The following is a 21,260-nucleotide window of genomic DNA, read 5'->3' on the forward strand; positions in this document are numbered from 1 at the left end:
AAACCAAAAGATAATAATAGAATGAAAATTCAAACAACAAAATATATATCGACCTTAATGCTATCTCTGTTATTAGCATCATGTGTCACTTCTAAATATGAAACCCCGAATATTATTGACAACAAATTATATCGGGATTCTAATTCAACAGATAGTACTTCAATAGCTGATATTTCCTGGAAAAATTATTTTCAGGATGCAACTCTTCAAAGTTTGATTGATGAAGGTTTAAAAAATAATTATGATTTGCAAATTGCTTCGGCAAGAATTAAGCAAACAGAAGCAAACTTATCATCTGCTAAATTAGGTCAGTTACCTACTTTGGATCTGGGAGCACAATATTCTTCTAGTAAATTAAATGATGTACAAGGAAATGGCATAACAACTCATAGCGATGTTTTTCAGTTAAGTGCTAGCGCCAGCTGGGAATTAGATATATGGGGAAAACTAAATAGTAATAAAAAGTCTGCATTAGCTACTTATCTTCAGAGCGAAGCATACAAAAGAGTAGTACAAACTTCTTTAGTGGCTAATATTGCATCTAATTATTATTCTCTATTAGCATTGGATAAACAATTGGAAATTACTAACAGTACAATAGAGCTATTGAAAGAAAATGTGGTTACCATGCAATATCTTAAAGATGCTGATATTACTACAGGTGCTGCTGTTGAACAGAGTAAAGCTTTATTATATTCAACACAAGTAACAGTTCCGGATTTGGAAAAAAGTATTAGAGAAATGGAAAATTCTATTTGCTTATTATTAGGAAGAGAACCTGGAAGAATAGAGAGAACCACTATAGCTCAACAGCCTATTCCTACTGAACTAAAATATGGAGTACCTGCTCAATTGCTTTCTAAAAGACCAGATGTTCAAATGTATGAATATGCTTATAGAGCCGCTTTTGAAAATACAAATATTTCAAAAGCCTCCTTATATCCCTCTCTTACTATAACCGGAGCAGCAGGTTATTCTACTCTTAATAATTTAGATCATTTCTTTGACTATTCCAGTTTATTTGCAAATGTAGTTGGAGGGTTAACCCAACCAATATTTAATCAGAAAAAGCTTAGAAATCAACTAAAAATGAATCAGGCTAAACAAGAGGAAGCTTTAATTAATTTTAAAAACTCTGTTTTAAATGCCGGTAATGAAGTTTCTAATGCTTTATTTGCTTATACTTCTGCAAAAAGTAAAGATAAGAATCGAGGATTACAGGTAGAATCACTAATTAAATCTGTTGATTATACCAAAGAATTGTTAGCTTATAGTAATGCTAATTATACAGAGGTATTGGATGCTGAAGAAAACTTATTAAGTGCCCAACTTAATCAAGTTAATGATAAATTGCAACAGTTAAAAGCTTCTGTAGATTTATACAGAGCTTTAGGCGGTGGAGTTAATTAAAAAATTTAATTTTTCTCTCTTATAAATAAAAAAGCAGGCATTTATATGTCTGCTTTTTTGCTATTTATTTTATATTCAATTCTTCCATTAGTTTTAAATAATGTAAATATCGTTTGCTTGATATCAAATTATCTTTGACTGCCTCTACTACCGCACATCCTGGTTCGTTAATATGAAGACAGTTATTAAACTTACAAAATTCTCTGTACTTAAAAATCTCAGGAAAATAATCTTGTAATTCTTCTCTATCAATATCTACTAATTCAAATTCCTTTATTCCAGGAATATCAATAATTTGCCCTCCAAAATCCCAATCATACATTTGAGCAAATGTGGTAGTGTGTTTCCCTTTATCATCATATTCAGAAATAACTGATGTTTTTAAATTCAATTGTGGTTGTAATGCATTTATTGTTGAGGTTTTACCACTTCCGGAATGACCTGAAAAAACTACAGTTTTATTCTTTATTTTTTCTTTTAATATATCAATATTGATTTTTTTTTCAGCAGAAATTTCCAAAGTATCATATCCAATATTTTTATATAATAAATCTATTTCATTTAAACTTAGCATTTCCTGAACAGATAATAAATCTATTTTATTGAAAAGAATTAAAACAGGAATTTGATAGGCTTCACAGGTAATCAAGAATCGGTTAAGAAAACCTAAAGAGGTAATTGGTTTTTTTAATGTAAACAGTATACATGCTAAATCTACATTTGAAGCTAATATGTGGGTCTCTTTAGATAGATTGACAGATTTTCTTATCAAATAATTTTTCCTTGGATATATTTTTGTTACCCACGCAATATCATTATTTCCTAATTCATAATCAACTAAATCCCCTACAGCTAAAGGATTTGTATTTCTTATTTTTTCTTTTTTAAATTTACCTCTAATACGTGCTTCATATATATTTTGTGTTAAAACATCTTTTAATATATACCAACTCCCTGTGGATTTAACTACTGTTGCCTTATTCATTCTAAAAAATATAAAATGCATCATAAATATGATGCATTAAAAAAGATTAAAAATACATTTTTATTTTATTTATCTTCCATTATTTGATTTTGTAAATCAACGGATTCTTTATGTATTGCCACTAATAAATATTCTAAAAATTCTTTTGATAACCCCATTCTTTCCCCATTTCTCATCGCTAATTTCTTTAGTACATTCCATCTATCTGGCTGAAAGATAGCTACATTATGTTCTTTCTTTAATTGTCCTATTTTTTTTGCAACTTCCATTCTTGAAGCTAACAAACCTAATAATTGATTATCTAATTCATCAATTTCCCCTCGATATCTGTTTAATTTTGAAGAAAAATCATTAGACGTATCATTTTTCTTTCTTAATGTTATATCTACAAGTATTTTTTTTAATTCTTCCGGTGTAATCTGTTGTTTTGCATCACTCCAAGCCTCATCCGGATTACAATGAGTTTCTACCATTAATCCATTATACTCAAGATTAAATGCTTGTTGGGCTACTTCCTGAATTAAATCTCTTCTTCCTGTAATATGAGAAGGATCACAAATTAAAGGTATATTCGGAAAACGATCTTTCAATTCTAAAGCAATTTGCCATTGAGGATTATTTCTATATTTGGATTTATTGTGTGAAGAAAAACCTCTATGGATTACTCCTAATTTTTTAATTCCTTGTGCTGCTAATCTTTCTAATGCTCCTATCCATAGATCTAAATCTGGATTTACAGGGTTTTTTACTAATACGATTTTATCTGTATCTCTTAAAGCTTCAGCAATTTCTTGCACTGTGAATGGATTAACTGTAGAACGGGCTCCTATCCATAAATAATCTACATCAAATTCTAATGCTAATTTTGCATGAGAGGCATTGGCTATTTCCGTTGCAATAGGTATTTTATACTCATCTTTAACTTTTTTTAACCAATTTAAGCCAATAGCTCCTACTCCTTCAAAACTTCCTGGTTTAGTCCTTGGTTTCCAAATACCTGCTCGAAAAACCTGCATATACTCTTTATCTAATCTTTCTGCTATATCCATTACCTGTTTTTCACTTTCTGCACTGCAGGGTCCTGTAATAACTAATGGTTTTTCAAATTGGCTAATCCAATCTTGTTTTATATCCTGTATATTCATATATAGATTTGTATAATATAAATTTTCTAATGACTTCGTAAATCTATAAATTATTTTGTTATTATCTTACTAATGTTGATATTTTTTACTTATTTTGTATTAAAAATAAAATAGATTTTTTCTTATATTTAATGCCATTTTTTAAACTCTTTTCCTTTTTAAATAATGTCTCGGTTCCTTATATTTTTTAAATTAAAAGTAATTAGTAGTAATTTTACATTTTAATTCTTTTTATGAAAGAAGTCTTTATAAGCATAATTTTTAATGTTGGGGTAAGCATTTTATTAAAAATATCAGGAAATAAAAGATATAATAATAATTTGATGCAAATTATAACTTATAATTATTTATTTTCCGCCATTTTTTGCTATTGTCTTTATCCTGTCAATATTAAAAATTTAGATTATAGCAACGCTCCTTGGTTTATATTTATAAGTTTGAGTTTTTTAATGCCTTTTTTATTTATTATTATAGGTAAATGTATAAAATCTATAGGAATTGCCAAAACAGATATTGCCCAAAGAATGTCGTTGCTAATTACTATTTTATCTGCTTTTTTATTTTTTAAAGAAAATTATACTTTAATAAAGTTGCTGGGTTTGTCAATAGGTTTCTTTTCTATTTTCTTTATATTCCATACTTCACAAAAAAATAATAAGCAATCCAATCAATGGTTTTTACCTCTTATAATTTTTTTAGGGCTCGGACTGGTAAATATTTTATACAAACTAATTTCTTCAAATCAGAATTTTACTTTCACAACCTCTTCTTTATTTATTTTTTCAGGTTCTTTTATTTTTAGTCTTATTTTCAACATTGTTGAAAAACAAAAATTTCAAATAACTAATATTTTTTGGGGATTAGGATTAAGCATATTAAACTTTGGTAATGTTATTTTTTATTTAAAGGCTCATGTAGCTCTAAAAAATAACCCATCTATTGTTTTTGCAACTATGAATTTAGGGGTAATAATTTTAGGAAGTTTAATTGGTATAGTCTTTTTTAAAGAAAAAATGAGTAAACTGAATTATTTTGGCTTAGCTCTTGCCTTGCTTTCTATTTTAATAATTACTTTATTGTAAACTAGTTTTTTATTGAGTAAAATCTTCAAATGCTCCTAACCCGAATAATGCAAAATCATATTTTACAGGATCCTCAGAATCAAATAAAGATAAATTATCCATTAACTCTGAAACAGCTTTCCAATCATTTTGCTTTCTTTGTATAAGATCTAATTTCCTTGCTACATTTCCGGAATGTACATCTAAAGGGCATACTAATTGAGAAGGTGAAATACTATTCCAAATACCTAAATCAACGCCTTTATTATCTTTTCTAACCATCCAACGAAGAAACATATTTATTCTCTTAGCTGATGAATTTTTAACCGGATTGCTGATATGCTTCTGAGTCCTATTAAAATGTTGAAGTTCAAAAAATATATTCCTAAACCGTTCTATTAAGTAAAATGTATTTTTTTCTTGTTGCCTTGCCGCAAAAACATTTTCCAAACCTCCATAGTTTATATAAATATTTTTTAAAGACTTTATGAAAAACTGTAAATCTACTGAATTAAATGTTCTATGAATATTTCCGTTAATTTTCAATAAATCCTTATTGGTATGATTTAAGACAAAATCATAAGGAGAATTATCCATAAATTCAATAATTCTATTAGCGTTTTTAATTATACTCTTTCTATTTCCCCATGCAATAGTAGCTGTTAAAAAGCCTGCTATTTCAATATCTTCTTTTTGGGAAAAACGATGGGGAATCTGAATAGGATCTGTATCTATAAATTTTATATGATTATATTGTTCTACCTTTTCCTCTAAAAAAGATTTTAAATCACTTATAAACATCCATCTATTTTACATTTTTATTTATCCGGAGCTATCTGAAATTCTAATCCGTCCATTTCTTGAGTTATGGGAATCTGGCATCCTAAACGGCTGTTATCTTTAACATAAAATGCCTCTGAAAGCATAGCCTCTTCCTCCTCCCCTTTTTCTGGCAATGAATCTTCTTTATTTATGATATATATCTGGCAGGAAGCACACATAGCCATTCCTCCACATATACCTATAGTCCCTTCAGGAGCCAGTTCGTATGCCCTAATTAACTCCATTAAATTCATAGACATATCTGTTGGTGCTGCAACTGTATGTTTACTACCTTCTCTATCAATAACAGTAATATTAACGTCTGACATGATAACTATTCTACTATTTTACTCTATTGACTTTACTACAGCTTTTTTTGCTTCTTTAACAGTTCCATCAAATCCTTGTATTCCTCCAACGGTTGTATATTTTAAAACGTATTTTTTATCAGGGTTTATTCTATTATATATACTTTGGCACATTAAAGTAGCCTCATGAAATCCACATAATATTAATTTTAATTTTCCAGGATAAATATTTATATCGCCAATAGCATAAATACCTTCAATATTAGTTTGATAATCTAAAGCATTATTAACTTTAATGGCATTTTTTTCAATATCTAATCCCCAATTAGCTATAGGACCTAGTTTAGGGGTTAAACCAAATAAAGGGATAAAATAATCTACTTCTTTTTCAAGCTTGCTCCCTTCTTTTTCTATTATTAATTTTTCTAATTTATCTTTACCTTCTAAGCCAATAACTTCTGCAGGTGTAATTAATTTAATCTTCCCCTGATTTTTGAGTTCTTGTACTTTTTCAACAGAATCTAACGCTCCTCTAAATTCATTTCTTCTATGTACTAAAGTTACTTCTGCTGCTATATCTGCTAAAAATATACTCCAATCCAAAGCTGAGTCTCCGCCTCCAGCAATTAATACTTTTTTTCCTTTAAATTTCTCAGGTTCTCTAATAAAATATTCAACTCCTTTTTCTTCATATTTCGAAAGAGTATCAATAGGGGGTTTTCTAGGTTCAAAGCTTCCTAATCCTGCAGCAATAGCCACAGCATTGGCATGATGCTTTGTTCCTTTATCGGTAGTGACGATAAAAGTACCATCTTCTTGTTTATCTATAGTTTGCGCAATTTCATTTAAAGTAAAGCCTGGTTCAAACTGCTTTATTTGTTCATATAAATTATTTACTAATTCCTCTGCCTGAACAGTAGGATACCCTGGAATGTCAAAAATAGGTTTTTTAGGGTATAATTGAGTCAACTGACCTCCTATATTAGGAAGCGCATCTATAATATGACATCTTAATTTTAACAGTCCTGCTTCAAATACTGCAAATAAACCTGTAGGACCGGCTCCTATGATTAAAATATCTGTTTCTATCATAATTTAAAATGAAAACTTTAATTTTATAAAACTTTAATTTGAGGTTTGTTTTCTGTTTTTTCTTCCAAAAATAATTGCCCTCGTAAAATACTTTTAATTAATTCGGTTAATTTTTCAGCAAAAGTCGTTCTTATCTGATTTGTAGAATAAATTAAAGAAACCTCTCGTGTAGGGGAAGTTGTAAAATATCTAATATTTTTTTTATCCGCTTCTAAAAGCTTTTCTGTTTCTAAAAGCGGTAATATGGTAAAACCGAAACCTTCATTAACTAAACTTACTAAAGTTGAGAAACTTCCACTTTCTAATTTAATATTTGAATTTATTGTATCTTTATGTTTACAAAGATCTAACACTACATCTCTAAAGCAATGACCTTCTTCCAACATTAAAAGATTATTAAAATTCAGTTTGTTTATATCTATTAATTTTTCTTTATACAAATTACCATTTTGAGGCGATACATACCCTACCAAAGGCTCTTTATAAATTGGTTTTTCAATTATTTGAGTATCTCCTAACGGTGTACTGGCAATTCCAAAATCTAAATAACCTTCTTTTAAACCTCTCAATATATCTTCTGTTTTCATTTCTTTAATAACAAGATCTGATTCCGGATATTTATTTTTGAAGGTTTTATAAAAAAGGGGTACGAGTGTAGGAGTTATGGTAGGAATGATTCCTATAACTACAGACCCGTTCATACTTTGCTTATCTTCTTCTACTATTTGAGAAAGTTTACTTGCTTCTAAAAGAATTACTTTTGCTTGATCAACTATTTTTTTCCCTATAGGGGTAATTTTAATGGGATTAGTAGTTCTATCAAATAATTCAACTCCTAAAGTTTTTTCTAGCTTTTGTATTTGCATACTCAATGTAGGCTGACTTACAAATGCTTTTTCGGCTGCAATAGTAAAATTTTTATATTCTGCAACTGTTAACACATACTGTAATTGAATTAATGTCATAATTAGAACTAATTTTTTGTTTTTTTTATACTTTAATAGTGCTAATTTACTAAGATTATTTGAATAAAAAAGAATAAAAATATTTGTAACCCTTTTTTACTAATTATCGTATATGTTATGTATATGATTAAATAAAGTTTTATTATTCATACACATAACTTATATTACATTATTAAGATTTAAAATTAAAAAAGCATTAGGTTTAAATGAGACAATTAAAGATTACTAAACAGGTAACTAACAGAGAGACTGCTTCATTGGATAAGTACTTGCAGGAAATTGGCAAAGTAGATTTGATTACGGCTGATGAGGAAGTTGATTTAGCCCAACGTATTAAAGCCGGTGATAGAGTTGCTTTAGAAAAATTAACAAAAGCAAATTTAAGGTTTGTTGTTTCAGTTGCAAAACAGTATCAAAATCAAGGACTTAGTTTACCGGATTTGATAAATGAGGGAAATTTAGGATTGATTAAAGCTGCAAAACGTTTTGATGAAACACGAGGTTTCAAATTTATTTCTTATGCTGTATGGTGGATTAGACAATCTATTTTACAAGCTTTAGCCGAACAATCCAGAATTGTACGTTTGCCTTTAAATAAAATTGGCTCTATTAATAAAATTAATAAAGCTTATGCTCATTTGGAACAAGAACATGAAAGGGCTCCTTCTGCTGCTGAGTTAAGTGAAGTATTGGATATGAGTGAAGATGATATTAAAGAATCTATGAAAAACTCAGGTCGACACTTATCTATGGATGCTCCACTAGTTGAAGGTGAAGACTCTAATCTTTATGATGTATTACGCTCAGGAGAATCTCCTAGCCCTGATAAAGATTTAATGTTAGAATCACTTCAAATCGAAATAGAAAGGTCTCTTTCTACTTTAACGCCCCGAGAAGCTGATTTAATTCGTTTATATTTCGGTTTAAGTGGCCAGCACCCTATGACCTTAGAGGAAATAGGAGAAACTTTTGATCTTACTCGTGAAAGGGTCAGACAAATTAAAGAAAAAGCCATTCGAAGATTAAAACATACAAGTAGAAGTAAAATTTTAAAATCTTATTTAGGAAAATAAAAAATTTATTTTCCTGATTATAAAGTAGAAAAGCCATTAGTTAATTCAATGGCTTTTATTTTTTAGATTTATAATTTGGAGATTTAAATAAAAACCGTATATTTGCAATCGCTAATCAGAACTGGTCCTATAGCTCAGCTGGTTAGAGCACCTGACTCATAATCAGGGGGTCCCTGGTTCGAGCCCAGGTGGGACCACTTTTTGAAAATTAATTTATTGAAAAAAACCTATATTACATATAGGTTTTTTTATTTTTAGACGATAATTAGATTTCTTAACCTTCATCTTTGCTTTACTTTTTTTGCAATACTCTATTTTTTATATATTAATGAATTTATTTCATTTTTTATATATTCTTTAAATTGATTTGTTGGTATCTTTCGATTCGTTTCTTTGTTTCCTTTTTACTATTTTCTATAGATTAATTCTATATTTACTTTTTTATTTATATTGTTTCAAACAAAATGTGGTAATATAATATTTCCCCCTCTATTGCATAGCTTAATGTTTTAAGCTAAATTCACTCATTTTTTATCCCCCTTAGCCTTCAATACAATAATTAATATAGTATAATATATTTTTTACTTTTGTTTTTATCTCAATCAAATAAATGATTATATTTGTGTGATTATATCTTATATTTTTTTAACTTTTTAATATTCCATAAATTATGTCATTTATAAAGCAAACCGACAGAATGGATATTTATATAGAAGAAGCCAGAAATACCATTCTTATTCAAGAAAAATGGGAATATAACTGGCTGACTAAAGTTACGCCCTGGACACTGGTTGAAAAAAGAAAATTCCACCAAATGGCTGATAATTTGATCTGGAAAAAATGGAGTGGATTTTTTAGATTAAAAGTTAGTGGAACTTCTGCTTTTGCCCAAAAACATAGGAATACTACTTTTACTGTAAATTTTGATATTAAATGGGTATTAGAGAAACCTCATTGGAATGTTCATGTGACTAAAATTATTCCTGGTGGATTTGAAAGAAGTAATGTAAACTGGACAGATAAGATCATAAATATAGATACTGAAGACACTAAAATCGTTGTGCATCCTCAAAATGGAAAAAATTATAGACAATATCCTATAGCTCATGAATTCGGACATACTATGGGCAATTCTTATTTCGCTTTAAAAGGTAAAAAAAGTATACATGGAGATGAATATAATACTGATAATAGAATAAACGGAGGATTCTTATTAGATTACTTGAGTATCATGAATATTGGAAATGATTTGAGAAAAAGGCATTTAGATTTTATTTTATCAGAACTCAACAGTATGTTAGCTAATACTCAATTTTATATTATATGAAAATTATTAATGTTTGTTTATTTTTAATAGTAATCCTAAGTTGTACTAAACATAAACTACTTATGGATTCCGACACAAACACTCGGCCCAAAGTAAAAAAAGAAATACATGCTAAACAGATGAAGTATATAAACCCAGAAGAAGTAAAAAATTGGACTCTTGAACAAATCAAAGAGAAATATAAACCTATACAAGAAGAAGATTTTTTATTAAATGAAGCTATTATATCAGAGTTTAGAATTGGGTTATATAATTTTTTTGATGAAAAAGAAAGAAAAAAACCTATAACGATTAAAGAAATTACCTGGGAAATAGATCAAAATACCAATTATACCATTTGGTATAGAAAAGAATTGAACCAGTGGGTTTTTATCGATTCTTTTATATGGGATAAGAATTCGGAATTTTAATTTTTTATTTAAAAGAACTAATCGGTATTCCTTTTATAGAATTTTAGTGTATTAGTAAATAAATATTCAGCTATTTTTTTTTAATAAGATTAAAATTTGATTGTAAGACCTATGAAAAGTATCATGAGTATTGAAAGTATTTACTACAAAATTTAAAGACCCATCGTCCATAGAATTTTTTATGGTTTCCACTGGAATTTTAAGAATCTGTGCCAGTTTCTCTAAAATATCTTTTTCTATAATATAAATAATAAAATTAATACAATAAAAATATAAGATTCTTTTTCCGTTATGGTATTTTACCTTACAAAATATTTTATCTTATAAATTTAGCCTTTTTTTGCTCGCGTATAGATATGAAAAATGAGTAAAGAACCTAATACGGAAACTTAAATTGGATAGAGGAATTGAAAAAAGACCGGAGCATACGTTTTATGAATCACGGAACCAACCATTATAAACAACTTTGATTTACAATTATTTCGTTTCTTAACAGCTGCCAAACACACTTATTTTTCTCAGGAAAATAAAAACCTCTTGCCTGCACAGAAGGAAGAATTTATGATAGATATTTATAACCTGTGGGAAACAGCAAAAAAAACCTCCTCCCCCATACTGAGTTTGAGTTTTTGAACTGGTTGCTTAAGGAGTAACTAAGTCAGCAATTTACAACGCCTGCTTAACTAAACTCATAATATATTCCAGGTGTTGGGTATTGTCTACAATAACCTCATAATCTCCGTTTCCCCAATGGCCTAAGGCTGAAATATCTTTCAATAGGTGTTTAGGATCGTCTAACTCCTCTTTTTTCTTATTAATAAAAATTTTCAATCCCTTTTTTAAGATCACTATATCGGCAATATTCTTTTTATTTTCTTTAAATGCAATATATAATTTTTTAGGTTCCGTTTCTATATTGAAAGCAAGGTTTAGTATCGCATTTTTGTAGGTTTCGTAAAGTTCTTTAATTTCCTCCGGTTTGCCCTGCAAATGATCTTCTTCTGTATAAACAACAATTGAGCGAGCTACTTTGCTTATTTCGGAATTATCATTGGTCTGAATTTGTTTAATACTAGGGGCCGATTTTGTTTTTTTTATCGGATTTATTATTACTACCCCGTTCTCGTATTGTTTAATTTCCCAAAGCTCAATCCCTAAGTCTTTAAAGTTGGAGGATTGTTTTTGATACTCATTAAAATAAGGCGATACAAAGATCACACGGCTTTGTGTCCACTCTATTTCTTTCCTTTTTAGGGGTTTCGGCTGTGTTTCGTTGTATTCTACAATAAAATCCGCCTTATTTTCCAGCATTAAATTAAGATAGGAAATCCCTTGATCTACCACTCCGTCATTTTTTTCTCTTTTATATTCTATAATTACAAAGGCTTGGGTTTCCTTATCAAAAGCCAAAGTATCTATGCGGCTGTTTTTAATTTTAAATTCAGATTTTATAAATTGTAATCCTGCAATATTTTCCAAATTGTTCTCAAATAAGGTTTGTATATCTTTTTCCAGTTTGAAAGATTTCTCTTTTAACTCGGAAAGTTGTTTTTTATCTTGGGTAAATACTAACATTATTATTAATTTTTTAAAAAATTAGTCTCCTAAAATCATTTTTCCCAACTCTTGTTTTGCTTGTTCCAAAACCTGAGTTGCTTCTGCCTGAATTTTTTCTTCCGGGTTCGCATAGTTCCTTTTTTTATTTTGATGTATATAAGTTATTGTATGTGCTTCTTCATCTAGTTTGATGAGATTTTCTTTAATTCCTTTTTGAATTAAATCTAATTCCATATAAAAAAATTTTCTAAGCGAATGTAGTTTAAAAATCTTAGCTAAACAATAGTAACCCGGTAGTTTATAACGAGAAATAAATTGATTTACTATCCTATCTGAAATCTTATTTTTTAAATCATTAGAAAAATTATCATCATAACCATTTCCCCTTATAATATTTAGTACCCATACTTCAGCAATATTTTTTTCAGCTTATGAAATTTCTTTTTATTAGCTAGACTTATAAAACTCCCCTCCTAACTGGTTATGCTTATATATTTACATATTTCCACTTAAAACATAAAATATTTTCTTTTAAATTAAATTGTTTTCCTTGATCAAAATATTTTATATATAAACGTGATGCAAATTTGTATGATTCTAGGTATATTTTTAATAACAAGTAACTTAGAAGAGCCTATCAAATCAAATTTTATTATACTTAAAGAGGGGTAACTATTATATTATAATTAGACCCTTTAAAATATAAAAATTCCATAAAAAAAATTTTTATGTTTTATTTCCACATTACTCTGACATTCATTCGATAATCATTTTTTTTTACATATAACAAAAGAATAACGTTTTTTTTCTGCTCATTTATACAATAATTAAAATAAAAACATTAAATTTGTGTGATTATTTTTAACACTGAAAAATTTGTATGTTTACTAAAATTCTTATTGTAGAGGATTTTGAAAGCCTTGTTAAAGCGATCAAAATTATTGCTAAAGAACTAATGTATACACCTATTATTGATCAGGCTTTTGATTATGAAGAGGCTCGCATTAAAATTCAAACTGCAAAAGCTAACCAAGTTCCCTATGATTTATTAATCATCGGGCTCTCTTTTCCCCCTATAGATATAGATAAAGAGCAAAAACTAATTGAGAAAAAAGAGCTTATAAGAGCTCTTAAAAAAGAGCAGCCTTCCTTGAAAATAATTGTTTTATCTACTGACAGTAAGTACTGTGCAGAAAAACTTTTACAAGATAATTTCCCTATAGATGCAGTTATAACCGATGGTAAAGATAATATGAAAGAATTAAAAACCGCAATTACTGAAATATATAAGGGTAACACTTATATTTCGAAAACTGAACAAGAAAATTATGCGAATAAAATAACTGCAAAAGATGTTGAACTTATACGATTACTAACTTCTAAAAAAATAAAAGAAATATCGGTAATCTTTAAAACTCAGAATATTAAAGCTTGCAGTATAAGTTCTATTAACCAGAGAATAAAATACCTTAAAGAAACAGTTCACGCAAAAAGTATAGGAGAGCTAATTATTATATTCTCTCAATTAGGATTTTTAAAATAAGTTTTAAATATAAACAAAGAAAAAAGTCTCGTTCTTATTTTTTGACACATGAAAATCCAAACGATACATAAAGGAAAAAATTTAGATATTTTTAGTCTAGATATATCTATTAAACAACCTCTTTCCTATTTTGAAGGCGGAATAAAAGCCGGATTTCCTTCTCCTGCCTCAGATTTTCCGGCTGAACGTATTGATCTGAATGAAGAGTTAATCAGAGATCCGGAAACCACATTTCTGGCTCGTGTAAATGGTGATTCTATGAAGGACATAGGAATTTTTGATGGTGATTTAATGATCATTGATAAAGCCTTAGAACCCCATAACGGGAATATTGCAGTATGTTATATAGACGGAGAGTTTACCTTAAAAAGACTTAAAGTAATTCAAGAAAAAGGTAAAGTAAAAGAGATTATATTACTTTCTGAAAACAAGGACTACCCCCCAATCTATGTTACTCCTGACAATGATTTCATTATCTGGGGAATCTTGACCTACAATATCATAAAATTTATTTAATGATGTTTGCATTGATTGATTGTAATAATTTTTATGCCTCCTGTGAAAGAGTTTTCAATCCTTCACTTAGAAATATGCCTATTTGTGTACTATCTAACAATGACGGTTGCGTAATAGCCAGATCTAATGAAGCAAAAGCTTTGGGGATTCCTATGGGAGCTCCGGCATTTCAATACGAAAAACAATTTAAAGAAAACCATGTATATGTTTTCTCTGCAAATTTTGTTTTGTATGGAGACTTATCCAACCGGGTAATGAATATAGTTAAACGTTATAGCCATGAAGTTGAAATTTACTCTATTGACGAATCTTTTCTAAATTTCAGAGGTTTTGAAAATTACGATTTGCAATCTCACTGTCTGGAAATGAGAAACTATATTCTTAAAGGCGTGGGTATCCCTACCTCGGTAGGAATTGCCCCTACTCAAACATTAGCAAAAGTTGCTAATAAAATAGCCAAAAAATATCCTGAGCAAACAAAATCCGTTTATTGGCTAGATTCTCAGGAAAAAATAGAAAAGGCCCTAAAATGGCTCGATATTAAAGATATATGGGGAATAGGAAGAAGACTAAACAAACGATTCAAGGAAAAAGGAATTGTAAAGGCATGGGAGCTGATTCATCTACCCGATTCCTACATACGTCAGGAAATGGGAGTAATAGGTATTCGTTTAATTAGGGAATTAAAAGGAATTCCCCAATTAGAACTAAAAATGCCGTCAAAAAAGAAAAGTATAGCTACTACCCGCACGTTGGATGTTAAAACAAATAGTATAGATTCGCTTAAAGAAAGGATAGCAACTTTTGCAATAAAATGCGCAGAACGGCTACGCGCACAACAAAGCTGTTGTAATTGGGTAACCGTATTTCTTCATACAAATTACTTCCGCAATGATCTTTCGCAATATCATCCGTCGTTTACCTACACTCTGCCTACTCCTTCTAATTCTTCTATTGAACTGGTTAAGGCTGCTCATAAAGTATTAAATCAAATATACCGCAAAGGCTATTACTACAAAAAAGCAGGGGTTATTGTTTCGGGAATTATACCGGAAACTGAAAGACAAACCTCCTTATTTGAAGAAGATACTTTTTTAAAGCACAGGCCCATTATGCAAGCTATGGATATACTAAACCGTAAATACTTTAATGATAAAGTAAAATTAGGTTGCCAGGATCTAAAAACAACTTGGAAGATGAAACAGTCTTTCCTTTCTAAACGTTTTTCTACCCATATAAAAGATATTATTTGTGTAAAAGTATAAATTCACCGGATAAATCAAGGAAAACATAAACTTCCTAATAACATGAAGATTCCTTATAAATTATTATTAATAAATTATCTTATTTTCTTTCCATTATGTAAAAAATTTTATAAGTAAAAAAGTGGTATATATACAGAAATTACTACTACTCTCTATAAAAAGATTAATAATTTTAAATAAAATAATATTACCTAAGTTAACAAAAGTAAAGATTAACCAGAATTTTATGGTACTAAACCCATTTTGATTTAAATTACTACATGTAAAATAAACTACTATTTTTTACTACTTTTGTAAACTCCTAAATCACCCATACTAATGACTGCTCAGGAAATTTTATTCAATTTATTACAAGCATACGATTTAAAAGCTTTAGAATATAAAGACTGGATTTTGGTTAATGAACAACTTCCGGCCTTACATGCCTCTATCCAAAACTTAAAAATACATGAAAATGGAATCAGTCTCCGTTTAGATATTCGCATATTGCTTGAAAATAAAAATGTGATTGGAGAAAGTTTTACAGGAATTGGAAAAGATGAATTGAGCGCCACTCAAAATGCATTTCACAATTTTTCAATGAATTCATTACCTGTGTTACTTTCAGCTTTCTGGCAGATAGAAGAAAATGAGCAAATAGGTATAGAAGAATGGGAAATTAATGGGAAACTTTGGAAAGCATTTATTGGAAATTTTGGATGCAAGGGAGATTTTAATATACCTATCTCTCTATTTCCTTCCCTTGAAGAAGGAATAAAAAATGAAAAACTAACTGAAAATTTATACTGGTTTCGTTTTTACTATGCCAACCTAAATAAAAAAGATAATATGACAGAAGCCCTTATTAACAATGAGCCTTTGAAAACTTTAGAAAAAAAAATAGAAAATTTAGATTGGGAAAAATCAGATAAATTTTATAGTTTACGAAATTTTATAATTCTGCAAAAAAAATAAAATAAAATTTTAATAAAGCTAGAATATGCAAAAAAATCTACATTGATAACTGCTTTATTTTGATTATTTTAGTAAATACCCCCATTATAGGACAAATTTTTTAATGGGTGTATATAACATAATACTTTGGCATTAACCCGTAAATAACTTAATTCTTTATATATAAAAACTAATTATTTTAGAATTTATTAATACTATAAATCAAATAAAAATAAATTTGAAAAAAGTCTATAGGTTCTTGCTATTTTACATAAAACTTTCATATTTTAATAAAGCCTTATATTTGCAAATTAAAATATACCATTTATATCATGCAATATAATTTTCAGGAAATTGAAAAAAAATGGCAAAAAATATGGGAAGACCAACAAACTTTTGCTGCATCAACCGATACTTCAAAACCTAAATATTACGTACTGGATATGTTCCCTTATCCTTCAGGGGCAGGGCTTCATGTAGGGCATCCACTCGGCTATATTGCTTCTGATATTTATGCTAGATTTAAACGCCACCAAGGTTTTAATGTTTTACATCCTATGGGATATGATAGTTTCGGGTTACCCGCTGAACAATATGCCATACAAACCGGTCAGCATCCGGCTACCACTACCCAGGTAAATATTGAAGGAGGAATCGACAAACAGGGTAATGCAATTGCCGGCTATGAAAATCAATTAAAAAAATTAGGCTTTTCTTATGATTGGAACCGTGAAGTCCGTACTTCCAACCCGGATTTTTATCATTGGACCCAATGGTTATTTATCCAGCTTTATCATTCCTATTATAATAATGATAAACAACAAGCATATCCTATCTCTGAATTAGTAGAGATATTTCAAAAAGAAGGAAATTCCAACATTCATGCAGCCACTTCCCAAAAAGAAATTTTTAGTGCTGATGACTGGAACGGACTCACCGAAGAAAAAAAACAAGAAATTTTACTTAATTACCGCCTTACTTACCGGGCTGAAACTACAGTAAATTGGTGTCCGGCTTTAGGCACCGTATTAGCCAACGACGAGGTGGTAAACGGAGTATCTGAAAGAGGAGGCCATCCGGTTTATCAACAAAAAATGATGCAATGGTCTATGCGTATTACGGCCTATGCAGAAAGATTGTTACAGGGGTTAGAGACTATAGATTGGAGCGAAGCTATAAAAGAAAGCCAACGGAACTGGATTGGAAAATCCAAAGGCGCTGAAATAGATTTTTCACTGTCTAACTCCAACATTACCATTAAAGTATTTACTACTCGTCCTGATACTATTTATGGAGTAACATTTATGGTATTGGCTCCTGAACATCCATTAGTAGACGAAATAACTACAGGAGAATATATAGAGAAAGTAAACCAATATAAAGAAGATAGCAGTAAAAGATCTGAACGTGACCGTATGGCTGATGCTAAAACCGTATCCGGACAATTTACCGGGGCCTATGCTATAAATCCTTTTTCTAAAGAAAAAATTCCGGTATATATTGCCGATTATGTTTTAATGGGATATGGCACTGGAGCTATAATGGCGGTTCCTGCCCATGATGAACGAGATCATCGCTTTGCTTCTTATTTTAGCCTATCTATTAAAGAAGTGATACAAGGAGGTGAAAATGTACAAAACGAAGCTTATGTTACCAAAGAAGGGATTTGTATAAATTCAGGAATTATTGAAGGATTGTCGGTAAAAGAAGCTCAGGAAAAGATTATTTCTGAAGTGGAAACCCAAAATATAGGAAAAGGAACTATAAACTACCGGTTACGAGATGCCGTTTTCTCCCGTCAACGATATTGGGGAGAACCCATTCCTATCTACTATAAAAATAATATCCCATATACCCTACCGGAATCTTCTTTACCATTAATTCTTCCAAAAGTAGAAAAATACTTGCCTACTGAAGATGGAGAGCCTCCTTTGGGTAGAGCCAAAGAATGGGCGTGGAATGAAAAGGAACAAAAAATAGTTAGTAAAGATTTAATAGATGATCAAACCGTATTTCCTTTGGAACTAAACACTATGCCGGGATGGGCCGGAAGTTCCTGGTATTATCTCCGTTATACTGATCCAAAAAATAATACCCGGTTTGCAGATGATACCCAAGTGAAATACTGGGAAAATGTTGACCTATATATTGGAGGAAGTGAACACGCTACCGGACATTTATTATATTCCCGTTTCTGGAATAAATTCCTAAAAGACTACGGGTATATAAACCGTGAAGAGCCCTTTCAAAAACTGATTAATCAAGGAATGATTTTAGGTCAAACTGCTTATATTTACAGAATTAACGGTTCACAAAACTTTATTTCCTATAATTTAATAAGAAATGATCTAGAGATTACTCCTATTCGTATTTCCATCAAACTATTAAAAGGTGTTACGGATGAAGTGGATATAGAGAAATTACGCCAATGGAGAGAAGAATTTAAAGACGCTGAGTTTATTCTGGAAGAGGGAAAATATATTTCAGGAAGGGAAATAGAAAAAATGTCTAAATCCTATTACAATGTAATTAATCCAGATGATGTATGTGAGGAATACGGAGCAGATACTCTTCGTATGTATGAAATGTTTTTAGGTCCTATAGATCAGGCTAAGCCTTGGAATACACAGGGATTAACCGGAGTACACAGTTTCCTGAAAAAACTATGGCGATTATATTTTAGCGGAGAAAATGAAGCTTTTTCTGTGTCTGAAGAAAAAGCGACTAAGGAAGAACTGAAAACCTTGCATCAATTAATTAAAAAAGTTACTGAAGATATTCAGAACTTTTCTTTTAACACTTCCATAAGTTCTTTTATGATTGCTGTAAATGAACTGGCTAAACTAAAAACCGATAAAAGGGAAATCCTGGAACCTCTGATTGTTTTACTTTCTCCTTATGCTCCGCATATAGCAGAAGAGCTCTGGGAAAAATTAGGACATACGGAAAGTATAGAAAAAATTCCTTTCCCTGAATTTCATGCGGAATATCTGGTTTCAGACAGCTTTGAATATCCGGTAAGTTTCAATGGTAAAGTACGTTTTAAAATAGAAATGCCTGCATCTGCCACTCCTAAAGAAGTAGAAGAAGCAGTAATGGCTCACGAAAAAACGCCTAATTACCTGGAAGGTAAAACTCCTAAAAAAATAATTGTTGTACCTAAACGGATTATCAATATTGTTATTTAAACATGATAAAATTCCAATCCTTAAGGATTGGAATTTTATCATCTATAACCTATTCAATTATACCTTTAACTATTAATTGGTTGTAAGCCCTCCATCTACGGATAAAACAGTTCCTGTAATCCATTTAGCCTGTTCTGATGCCAAAAAAACAGCAGCATTTCCTATATCTTCTATAGAACCAATTTTTCCCATCGGATAAATCGTTTGTATCATATCATAAAAACGTGACCGTCCCTGCTCCGGGAGTTGTTCTATATTATATCGTAGCTGAGGGGTATCTACACTTCCGGGGGCTATAGCATTTACCCTTACCCCTTGTTTACCAGCTTCAAATGCTAATGATTTGGTAAAAGAATCTAATCCTCCTTTAGTAAGTGAATAAGCCGTAGATTCCCGACCGGGAAGCATACGATGAGAAAAATAAGAAGATATATTTATGACATTTCCCCTACGTTCTTTTAGTGATTTATACAAACTTTGCGTTAGTAAATAAGGGGCTTTAACATTAAGGTTAATATGCATATCTAATAAATCTTCTGTTGTTTCCTCAAAAGAAATAAAACGACCGATTCCTGCATTATTTACTAAAACATCTACTCCCGAAACCTGTCCTAAAATAGATATACTTAAATCGGGTATTTCTTTAATTAAAGATAAATCAGCCGAAAGCACCGATACCGGAGAATTATAAATAGTTAGTTCTTCTTTTACTTTCTGTAATTTCTGGATATCTCTGGCTATTAAAACCACATGTGCCTTTTGTCTGGCAAATGCATGAGCGATTCCTAAACCTATACCATCTGTACCGCCGGTTATAATAACATTTTTGTTTGTAAACATCTTATAAATTTTAATTTTTGGTTAATAATATTAATTTATTTACAAAAAATGTAAATAATCTACAATTGCAAAGAAATAAACTATTTTTTATATTTACAACATTATTTGTAAATTATTTACAAAATGAGTGATAATAAAAATCTTTCTTTTGATTTTAAGTTTTTAGAGAAATTAATTATAGGTATTGGAGAGGTTTCTCAAATAACCGGAATCCCTTGTCGTCAAATCAGGTATTGGGAAGACAAAGGAATAATAAAAAGCCTTACAGAAGAAGAAGGAAAAAACAGGAGATATAATTATGAAAACATCAAAAAAATATTACTTATTAAAGAATTATTAGAAGAAGGATATACTTTAGATGCTTCAGCTAAAAAACTGGAAAGCAGAATGCAAATGATTGAAAGCGCTTTGAAAAAGCTGAATTTTGATGAAGAATCTGATGAAAAATAAAATATTATCCTTTTCATTTTCCAATTCTATCAATAGATAAATTCTTTAGATAGATGCTTTAAGTGTTCATAAGCTTTATTATGTTAGTTTGTTAGTTTGTTTGTGCACTCATATCCTTGTTAATAATGCAGATTTAAATTATTTTTAAAAAACTATAATAATATTATCTCTTATTTTTTATTGAAATTTCAAAAAATAAATCTATATTTGCATATTAACTGGATCATTAATAAAATTACTTATCAAGAAAGGTGGAGGGAATTGGCCCAATGATACCTTAGCAACCCTCTTATATGAGAAGGTGCTGCATCCAACCCCATTATGGGAAAGATAAGTCGAGAATAGCTTTATAACCCGATTTAAATATATT

At 29.9% G+C, this 21,260-nt stretch carries 20 protein-coding genes, 1 tRNA gene and 1 riboswitch; of the genes, 12 read left to right on the forward strand and 9 right to left on the reverse strand.

The annotated features are described in order from the left end of the window. Positions 1–21: 21 nt before the first annotated feature. Entirely contained in the window at positions 22–1,410 is a 1,389-nt protein-coding gene (locus C4S76_RS05330; RefSeq protein WP_105193387.1) for an efflux transporter outer membrane subunit, read from the forward strand. 64 nt (positions 1,411–1,474) lie between these two features. Here the strand turns inward: C4S76_RS05330 and rsgA are convergent, their stop codons facing one another. Then, positions 1,475–2,395: a ribosome small subunit-dependent GTPase A gene (gene rsgA, locus C4S76_RS05335; RefSeq protein WP_105193389.1), complete on the reverse strand. Its 921-nt coding sequence runs from the start codon at positions 2,393–2,395 to the stop codon at positions 1,475–1,477. Between the two features lie 65 nt (positions 2,396–2,460). Further along, on the reverse strand, positions 2,461–3,540 hold the full coding sequence (locus C4S76_RS05340) for a bifunctional 3-deoxy-7-phosphoheptulonate synthase/chorismate mutase type II (protein WP_105193391.1): 1,080 nt from the start codon (positions 3,538–3,540) through the stop codon (positions 2,461–2,463). A gap of 233 nt (positions 3,541–3,773) precedes the next feature. Between C4S76_RS05340 and C4S76_RS05345 the strand changes: the two genes are divergently transcribed. Then, positions 3,774–4,622, forward strand: a complete 849-nt coding sequence (locus C4S76_RS05345) for an EamA family transporter (protein ID WP_105193393.1) — start codon at positions 3,774–3,776, stop codon at positions 4,620–4,622. Positions 4,623–4,631: 9 nt separating this feature from the next. Here the strand turns inward: C4S76_RS05345 and C4S76_RS05350 are convergent, their stop codons facing one another. From C4S76_RS05350 to C4S76_RS05365, 4 genes are read right to left on the reverse strand one after another with little or no spacing between them, the layout of a single operon-like run. Continuing rightward, positions 4,632–5,402, reverse strand: a complete 771-nt coding sequence (locus C4S76_RS05350) for a TIGR02757 family protein (protein ID WP_105193395.1) — start codon at positions 5,400–5,402, stop codon at positions 4,632–4,634. A 17-nt stretch (positions 5,403–5,419) separates the two neighbouring features. Then, positions 5,420–5,752 carry a 2Fe-2S iron-sulfur cluster-binding family protein gene (locus tag C4S76_RS05355; protein WP_105193397.1) on the reverse strand — a complete coding sequence of 111 codons (333 nt, stop codon included), beginning with the start codon at positions 5,750–5,752 and terminating at the stop codon, positions 5,420–5,422. Between the two features lie 18 nt (positions 5,753–5,770). Next, positions 5,771–6,823 (reverse strand): NAD(P)/FAD-dependent oxidoreductase, encoded by a 1,053-nt coding sequence (locus C4S76_RS05360; protein ID WP_105193399.1) that lies wholly within the window; start codon positions 6,821–6,823, stop codon positions 5,771–5,773. 23 nt (positions 6,824–6,846) lie between these two features. After that, positions 6,847–7,788, reverse strand: a complete 942-nt coding sequence (locus C4S76_RS05365; RefSeq protein ID WP_105193401.1) for a LysR substrate-binding domain-containing protein — start codon at positions 7,786–7,788, stop codon at positions 6,847–6,849. Between the two features lie 206 nt (positions 7,789–7,994). On the opposite strand from C4S76_RS05365, the gene C4S76_RS05370 reads away from it, so the two are divergent. From C4S76_RS05370 to C4S76_RS05385, 4 genes are all read left to right on the forward strand, one after another. Continuing rightward, positions 7,995–8,861 (forward strand): sigma-70 family RNA polymerase sigma factor, encoded by an 867-nt coding sequence (locus C4S76_RS05370; RefSeq protein ID WP_105193402.1) that lies wholly within the window; start codon positions 7,995–7,997, stop codon positions 8,859–8,861. Positions 8,862–8,984: 123 nt separating this feature from the next. Then, positions 8,985–9,058: transfer RNA gene (locus C4S76_RS05375), tRNA-Ile, on the forward strand. Positions 9,059–9,531: 473 nt separating this feature from the next. Beyond that, positions 9,532–10,188: a hypothetical protein gene (locus tag C4S76_RS05380; RefSeq protein WP_146105693.1), complete on the forward strand. Its 657-nt coding sequence runs from the start codon at positions 9,532–9,534 to the stop codon at positions 10,186–10,188. Positions 10,189–10,250: 62 nt separating this feature from the next. Further along, positions 10,251–10,598: a hypothetical protein gene (locus tag C4S76_RS05385; protein ID WP_146105694.1), complete on the forward strand. Its 348-nt coding sequence runs from the start codon at positions 10,251–10,253 to the stop codon at positions 10,596–10,598. A gap of 666 nt (positions 10,599–11,264) precedes the next feature. Here the strand turns inward: C4S76_RS05385 and C4S76_RS05390 are convergent. Together C4S76_RS05390 and C4S76_RS05395 are read right to left on the reverse strand one after the other, a co-directional pair. Beyond that, positions 11,265–12,173, reverse strand: coding sequence for a DUF5655 domain-containing protein (locus C4S76_RS05390; RefSeq protein ID WP_105193408.1), 909 nt, complete (start codon positions 12,171–12,173; stop codon positions 11,265–11,267). Positions 12,174–12,194: 21 nt separating this feature from the next. Beyond that, complete coding sequence (locus C4S76_RS05395) at positions 12,195–12,389, reverse strand: hypothetical protein (RefSeq protein WP_105193410.1); 195 nt, start codon at positions 12,387–12,389, stop codon at positions 12,195–12,197. A gap of 646 nt (positions 12,390–13,035) precedes the next feature. On the opposite strand from C4S76_RS05395, the gene C4S76_RS05400 reads away from it, so the two are divergent. The 5 genes from C4S76_RS05400 (at position 13,036) to leuS (ending at position 19,600) form a co-directional block, all read left to right on the forward strand. Continuing rightward, complete coding sequence (locus C4S76_RS05400) at positions 13,036–13,698, forward strand: response regulator (RefSeq protein ID WP_105193412.1); 663 nt, start codon at positions 13,036–13,038, stop codon at positions 13,696–13,698. A 48-nt stretch (positions 13,699–13,746) separates the two neighbouring features. After that, positions 13,747–14,214, forward strand: coding sequence for a LexA family protein (locus tag C4S76_RS05405; protein WP_105193414.1), 468 nt, complete (start codon positions 13,747–13,749; stop codon positions 14,212–14,214). Then, entirely contained in the window at positions 14,214–15,479 is a 1,266-nt protein-coding gene (locus C4S76_RS05410) for a Y-family DNA polymerase (protein ID WP_317045838.1), read from the forward strand. The genes C4S76_RS05405 and C4S76_RS05410 overlap by 1 nt, the downstream gene beginning before the upstream one ends. A gap of 318 nt (positions 15,480–15,797) precedes the next feature. Beyond that, complete coding sequence (locus C4S76_RS05415) at positions 15,798–16,433, forward strand: DUF6348 family protein (protein ID WP_105193416.1); 636 nt, start codon at positions 15,798–15,800, stop codon at positions 16,431–16,433. A gap of 311 nt (positions 16,434–16,744) precedes the next feature. Then, positions 16,745–19,600 carry a leucine--tRNA ligase gene (gene leuS, locus C4S76_RS05420; RefSeq protein ID WP_105193418.1) on the forward strand — a complete coding sequence of 952 codons (2,856 nt, stop codon included), beginning with the start codon at positions 16,745–16,747 and terminating at the stop codon, positions 19,598–19,600. Between the two features lie 72 nt (positions 19,601–19,672). Here the strand turns inward: leuS and C4S76_RS05425 are convergent, their stop codons facing one another. After that, complete coding sequence (locus tag C4S76_RS05425; protein ID WP_105193420.1) at positions 19,673–20,440, reverse strand: SDR family NAD(P)-dependent oxidoreductase; 768 nt, start codon at positions 20,438–20,440, stop codon at positions 19,673–19,675. Between the two features lie 123 nt (positions 20,441–20,563). On the opposite strand from C4S76_RS05425, the gene C4S76_RS05430 reads away from it, so the two are divergent. Further along, on the forward strand, positions 20,564–20,890 hold the full coding sequence (locus tag C4S76_RS05430; RefSeq protein WP_105193422.1) for a MerR family transcriptional regulator: 327 nt from the start codon (positions 20,564–20,566) through the stop codon (positions 20,888–20,890). Between the two features lie 236 nt (positions 20,891–21,126). Further along, positions 21,127–21,227, forward strand: a riboswitch (SAM riboswitch). The last annotated feature ends 33 nt before the right edge of the window (positions 21,228–21,260 follow it).

The organism is Apibacter adventoris (assembly GCF_002964965.1).
Classification (GTDB): domain Bacteria; phylum Bacteroidota; class Bacteroidia; order Flavobacteriales; family Weeksellaceae; genus Apibacter; species Apibacter adventoris.

Coding starts and splice junctions, on each gene's coding strand:
- C4S76_RS05330 (WP_105193387.1), top strand. CDS start 22: ATGAAAATTCAAACAACAAAATATATATCGACCTTAATGCTATCTCTG.
- rsgA (WP_105193389.1), bottom strand. CDS start 2,395: ATGAATAAGGCAACAGTAGTTAAATCCACAGGGAGTTGGTATATATTA.
- C4S76_RS05340 (WP_105193391.1), bottom strand. CDS start 3,540: ATGAATATACAGGATATAAAACAAGATTGGATTAGCCAATTTGAAAAA.
- C4S76_RS05345 (WP_105193393.1), top strand. CDS start 3,774: ATGAAAGAAGTCTTTATAAGCATAATTTTTAATGTTGGGGTAAGCATT.
- C4S76_RS05350 (WP_105193395.1), bottom strand. CDS start 5,402: ATGTTTATAAGTGATTTAAAATCTTTTTTAGAGGAAAAGGTAGAACAA.
- C4S76_RS05355 (WP_105193397.1), bottom strand. CDS start 5,752: ATGTCAGACGTTAATATTACTGTTATTGATAGAGAAGGTAGTAAACAT.
- C4S76_RS05360 (WP_105193399.1), bottom strand. CDS start 6,823: ATGATAGAAACAGATATTTTAATCATAGGAGCCGGTCCTACAGGTTTA.
- C4S76_RS05365 (WP_105193401.1), bottom strand. CDS start 7,788: ATGACATTAATTCAATTACAGTATGTGTTAACAGTTGCAGAATATAAA.
- C4S76_RS05370 (WP_105193402.1), top strand. CDS start 7,995: ATGAGACAATTAAAGATTACTAAACAGGTAACTAACAGAGAGACTGCT.
- C4S76_RS05380 (WP_146105693.1), top strand. CDS start 9,532: ATGTCATTTATAAAGCAAACCGACAGAATGGATATTTATATAGAAGAA.
- C4S76_RS05385 (WP_146105694.1), top strand. CDS start 10,251: ATGGATTCCGACACAAACACTCGGCCCAAAGTAAAAAAAGAAATACAT.
- C4S76_RS05390 (WP_105193408.1), bottom strand. CDS start 12,173: ATGTTAGTATTTACCCAAGATAAAAAACAACTTTCCGAGTTAAAAGAG.
- C4S76_RS05395 (WP_105193410.1), bottom strand. CDS start 12,389: ATGGAATTAGATTTAATTCAAAAAGGAATTAAAGAAAATCTCATCAAA.
- C4S76_RS05400 (WP_105193412.1), top strand. CDS start 13,036: ATGTTTACTAAAATTCTTATTGTAGAGGATTTTGAAAGCCTTGTTAAA.
- C4S76_RS05405 (WP_105193414.1), top strand. CDS start 13,747: ATGAAAATCCAAACGATACATAAAGGAAAAAATTTAGATATTTTTAGT.
- C4S76_RS05410 (WP_317045838.1), top strand. CDS start 14,214: ATGATGTTTGCATTGATTGATTGTAATAATTTTTATGCCTCCTGTGAA.
- C4S76_RS05415 (WP_105193416.1), top strand. CDS start 15,798: ATGACTGCTCAGGAAATTTTATTCAATTTATTACAAGCATACGATTTA.
- leuS (WP_105193418.1), top strand. CDS start 16,745: ATGCAATATAATTTTCAGGAAATTGAAAAAAAATGGCAAAAAATATGG.
- C4S76_RS05425 (WP_105193420.1), bottom strand. CDS start 20,440: ATGTTTACAAACAAAAATGTTATTATAACCGGCGGTACAGATGGTATA.
- C4S76_RS05430 (WP_105193422.1), top strand. CDS start 20,564: ATGAGTGATAATAAAAATCTTTCTTTTGATTTTAAGTTTTTAGAGAAA.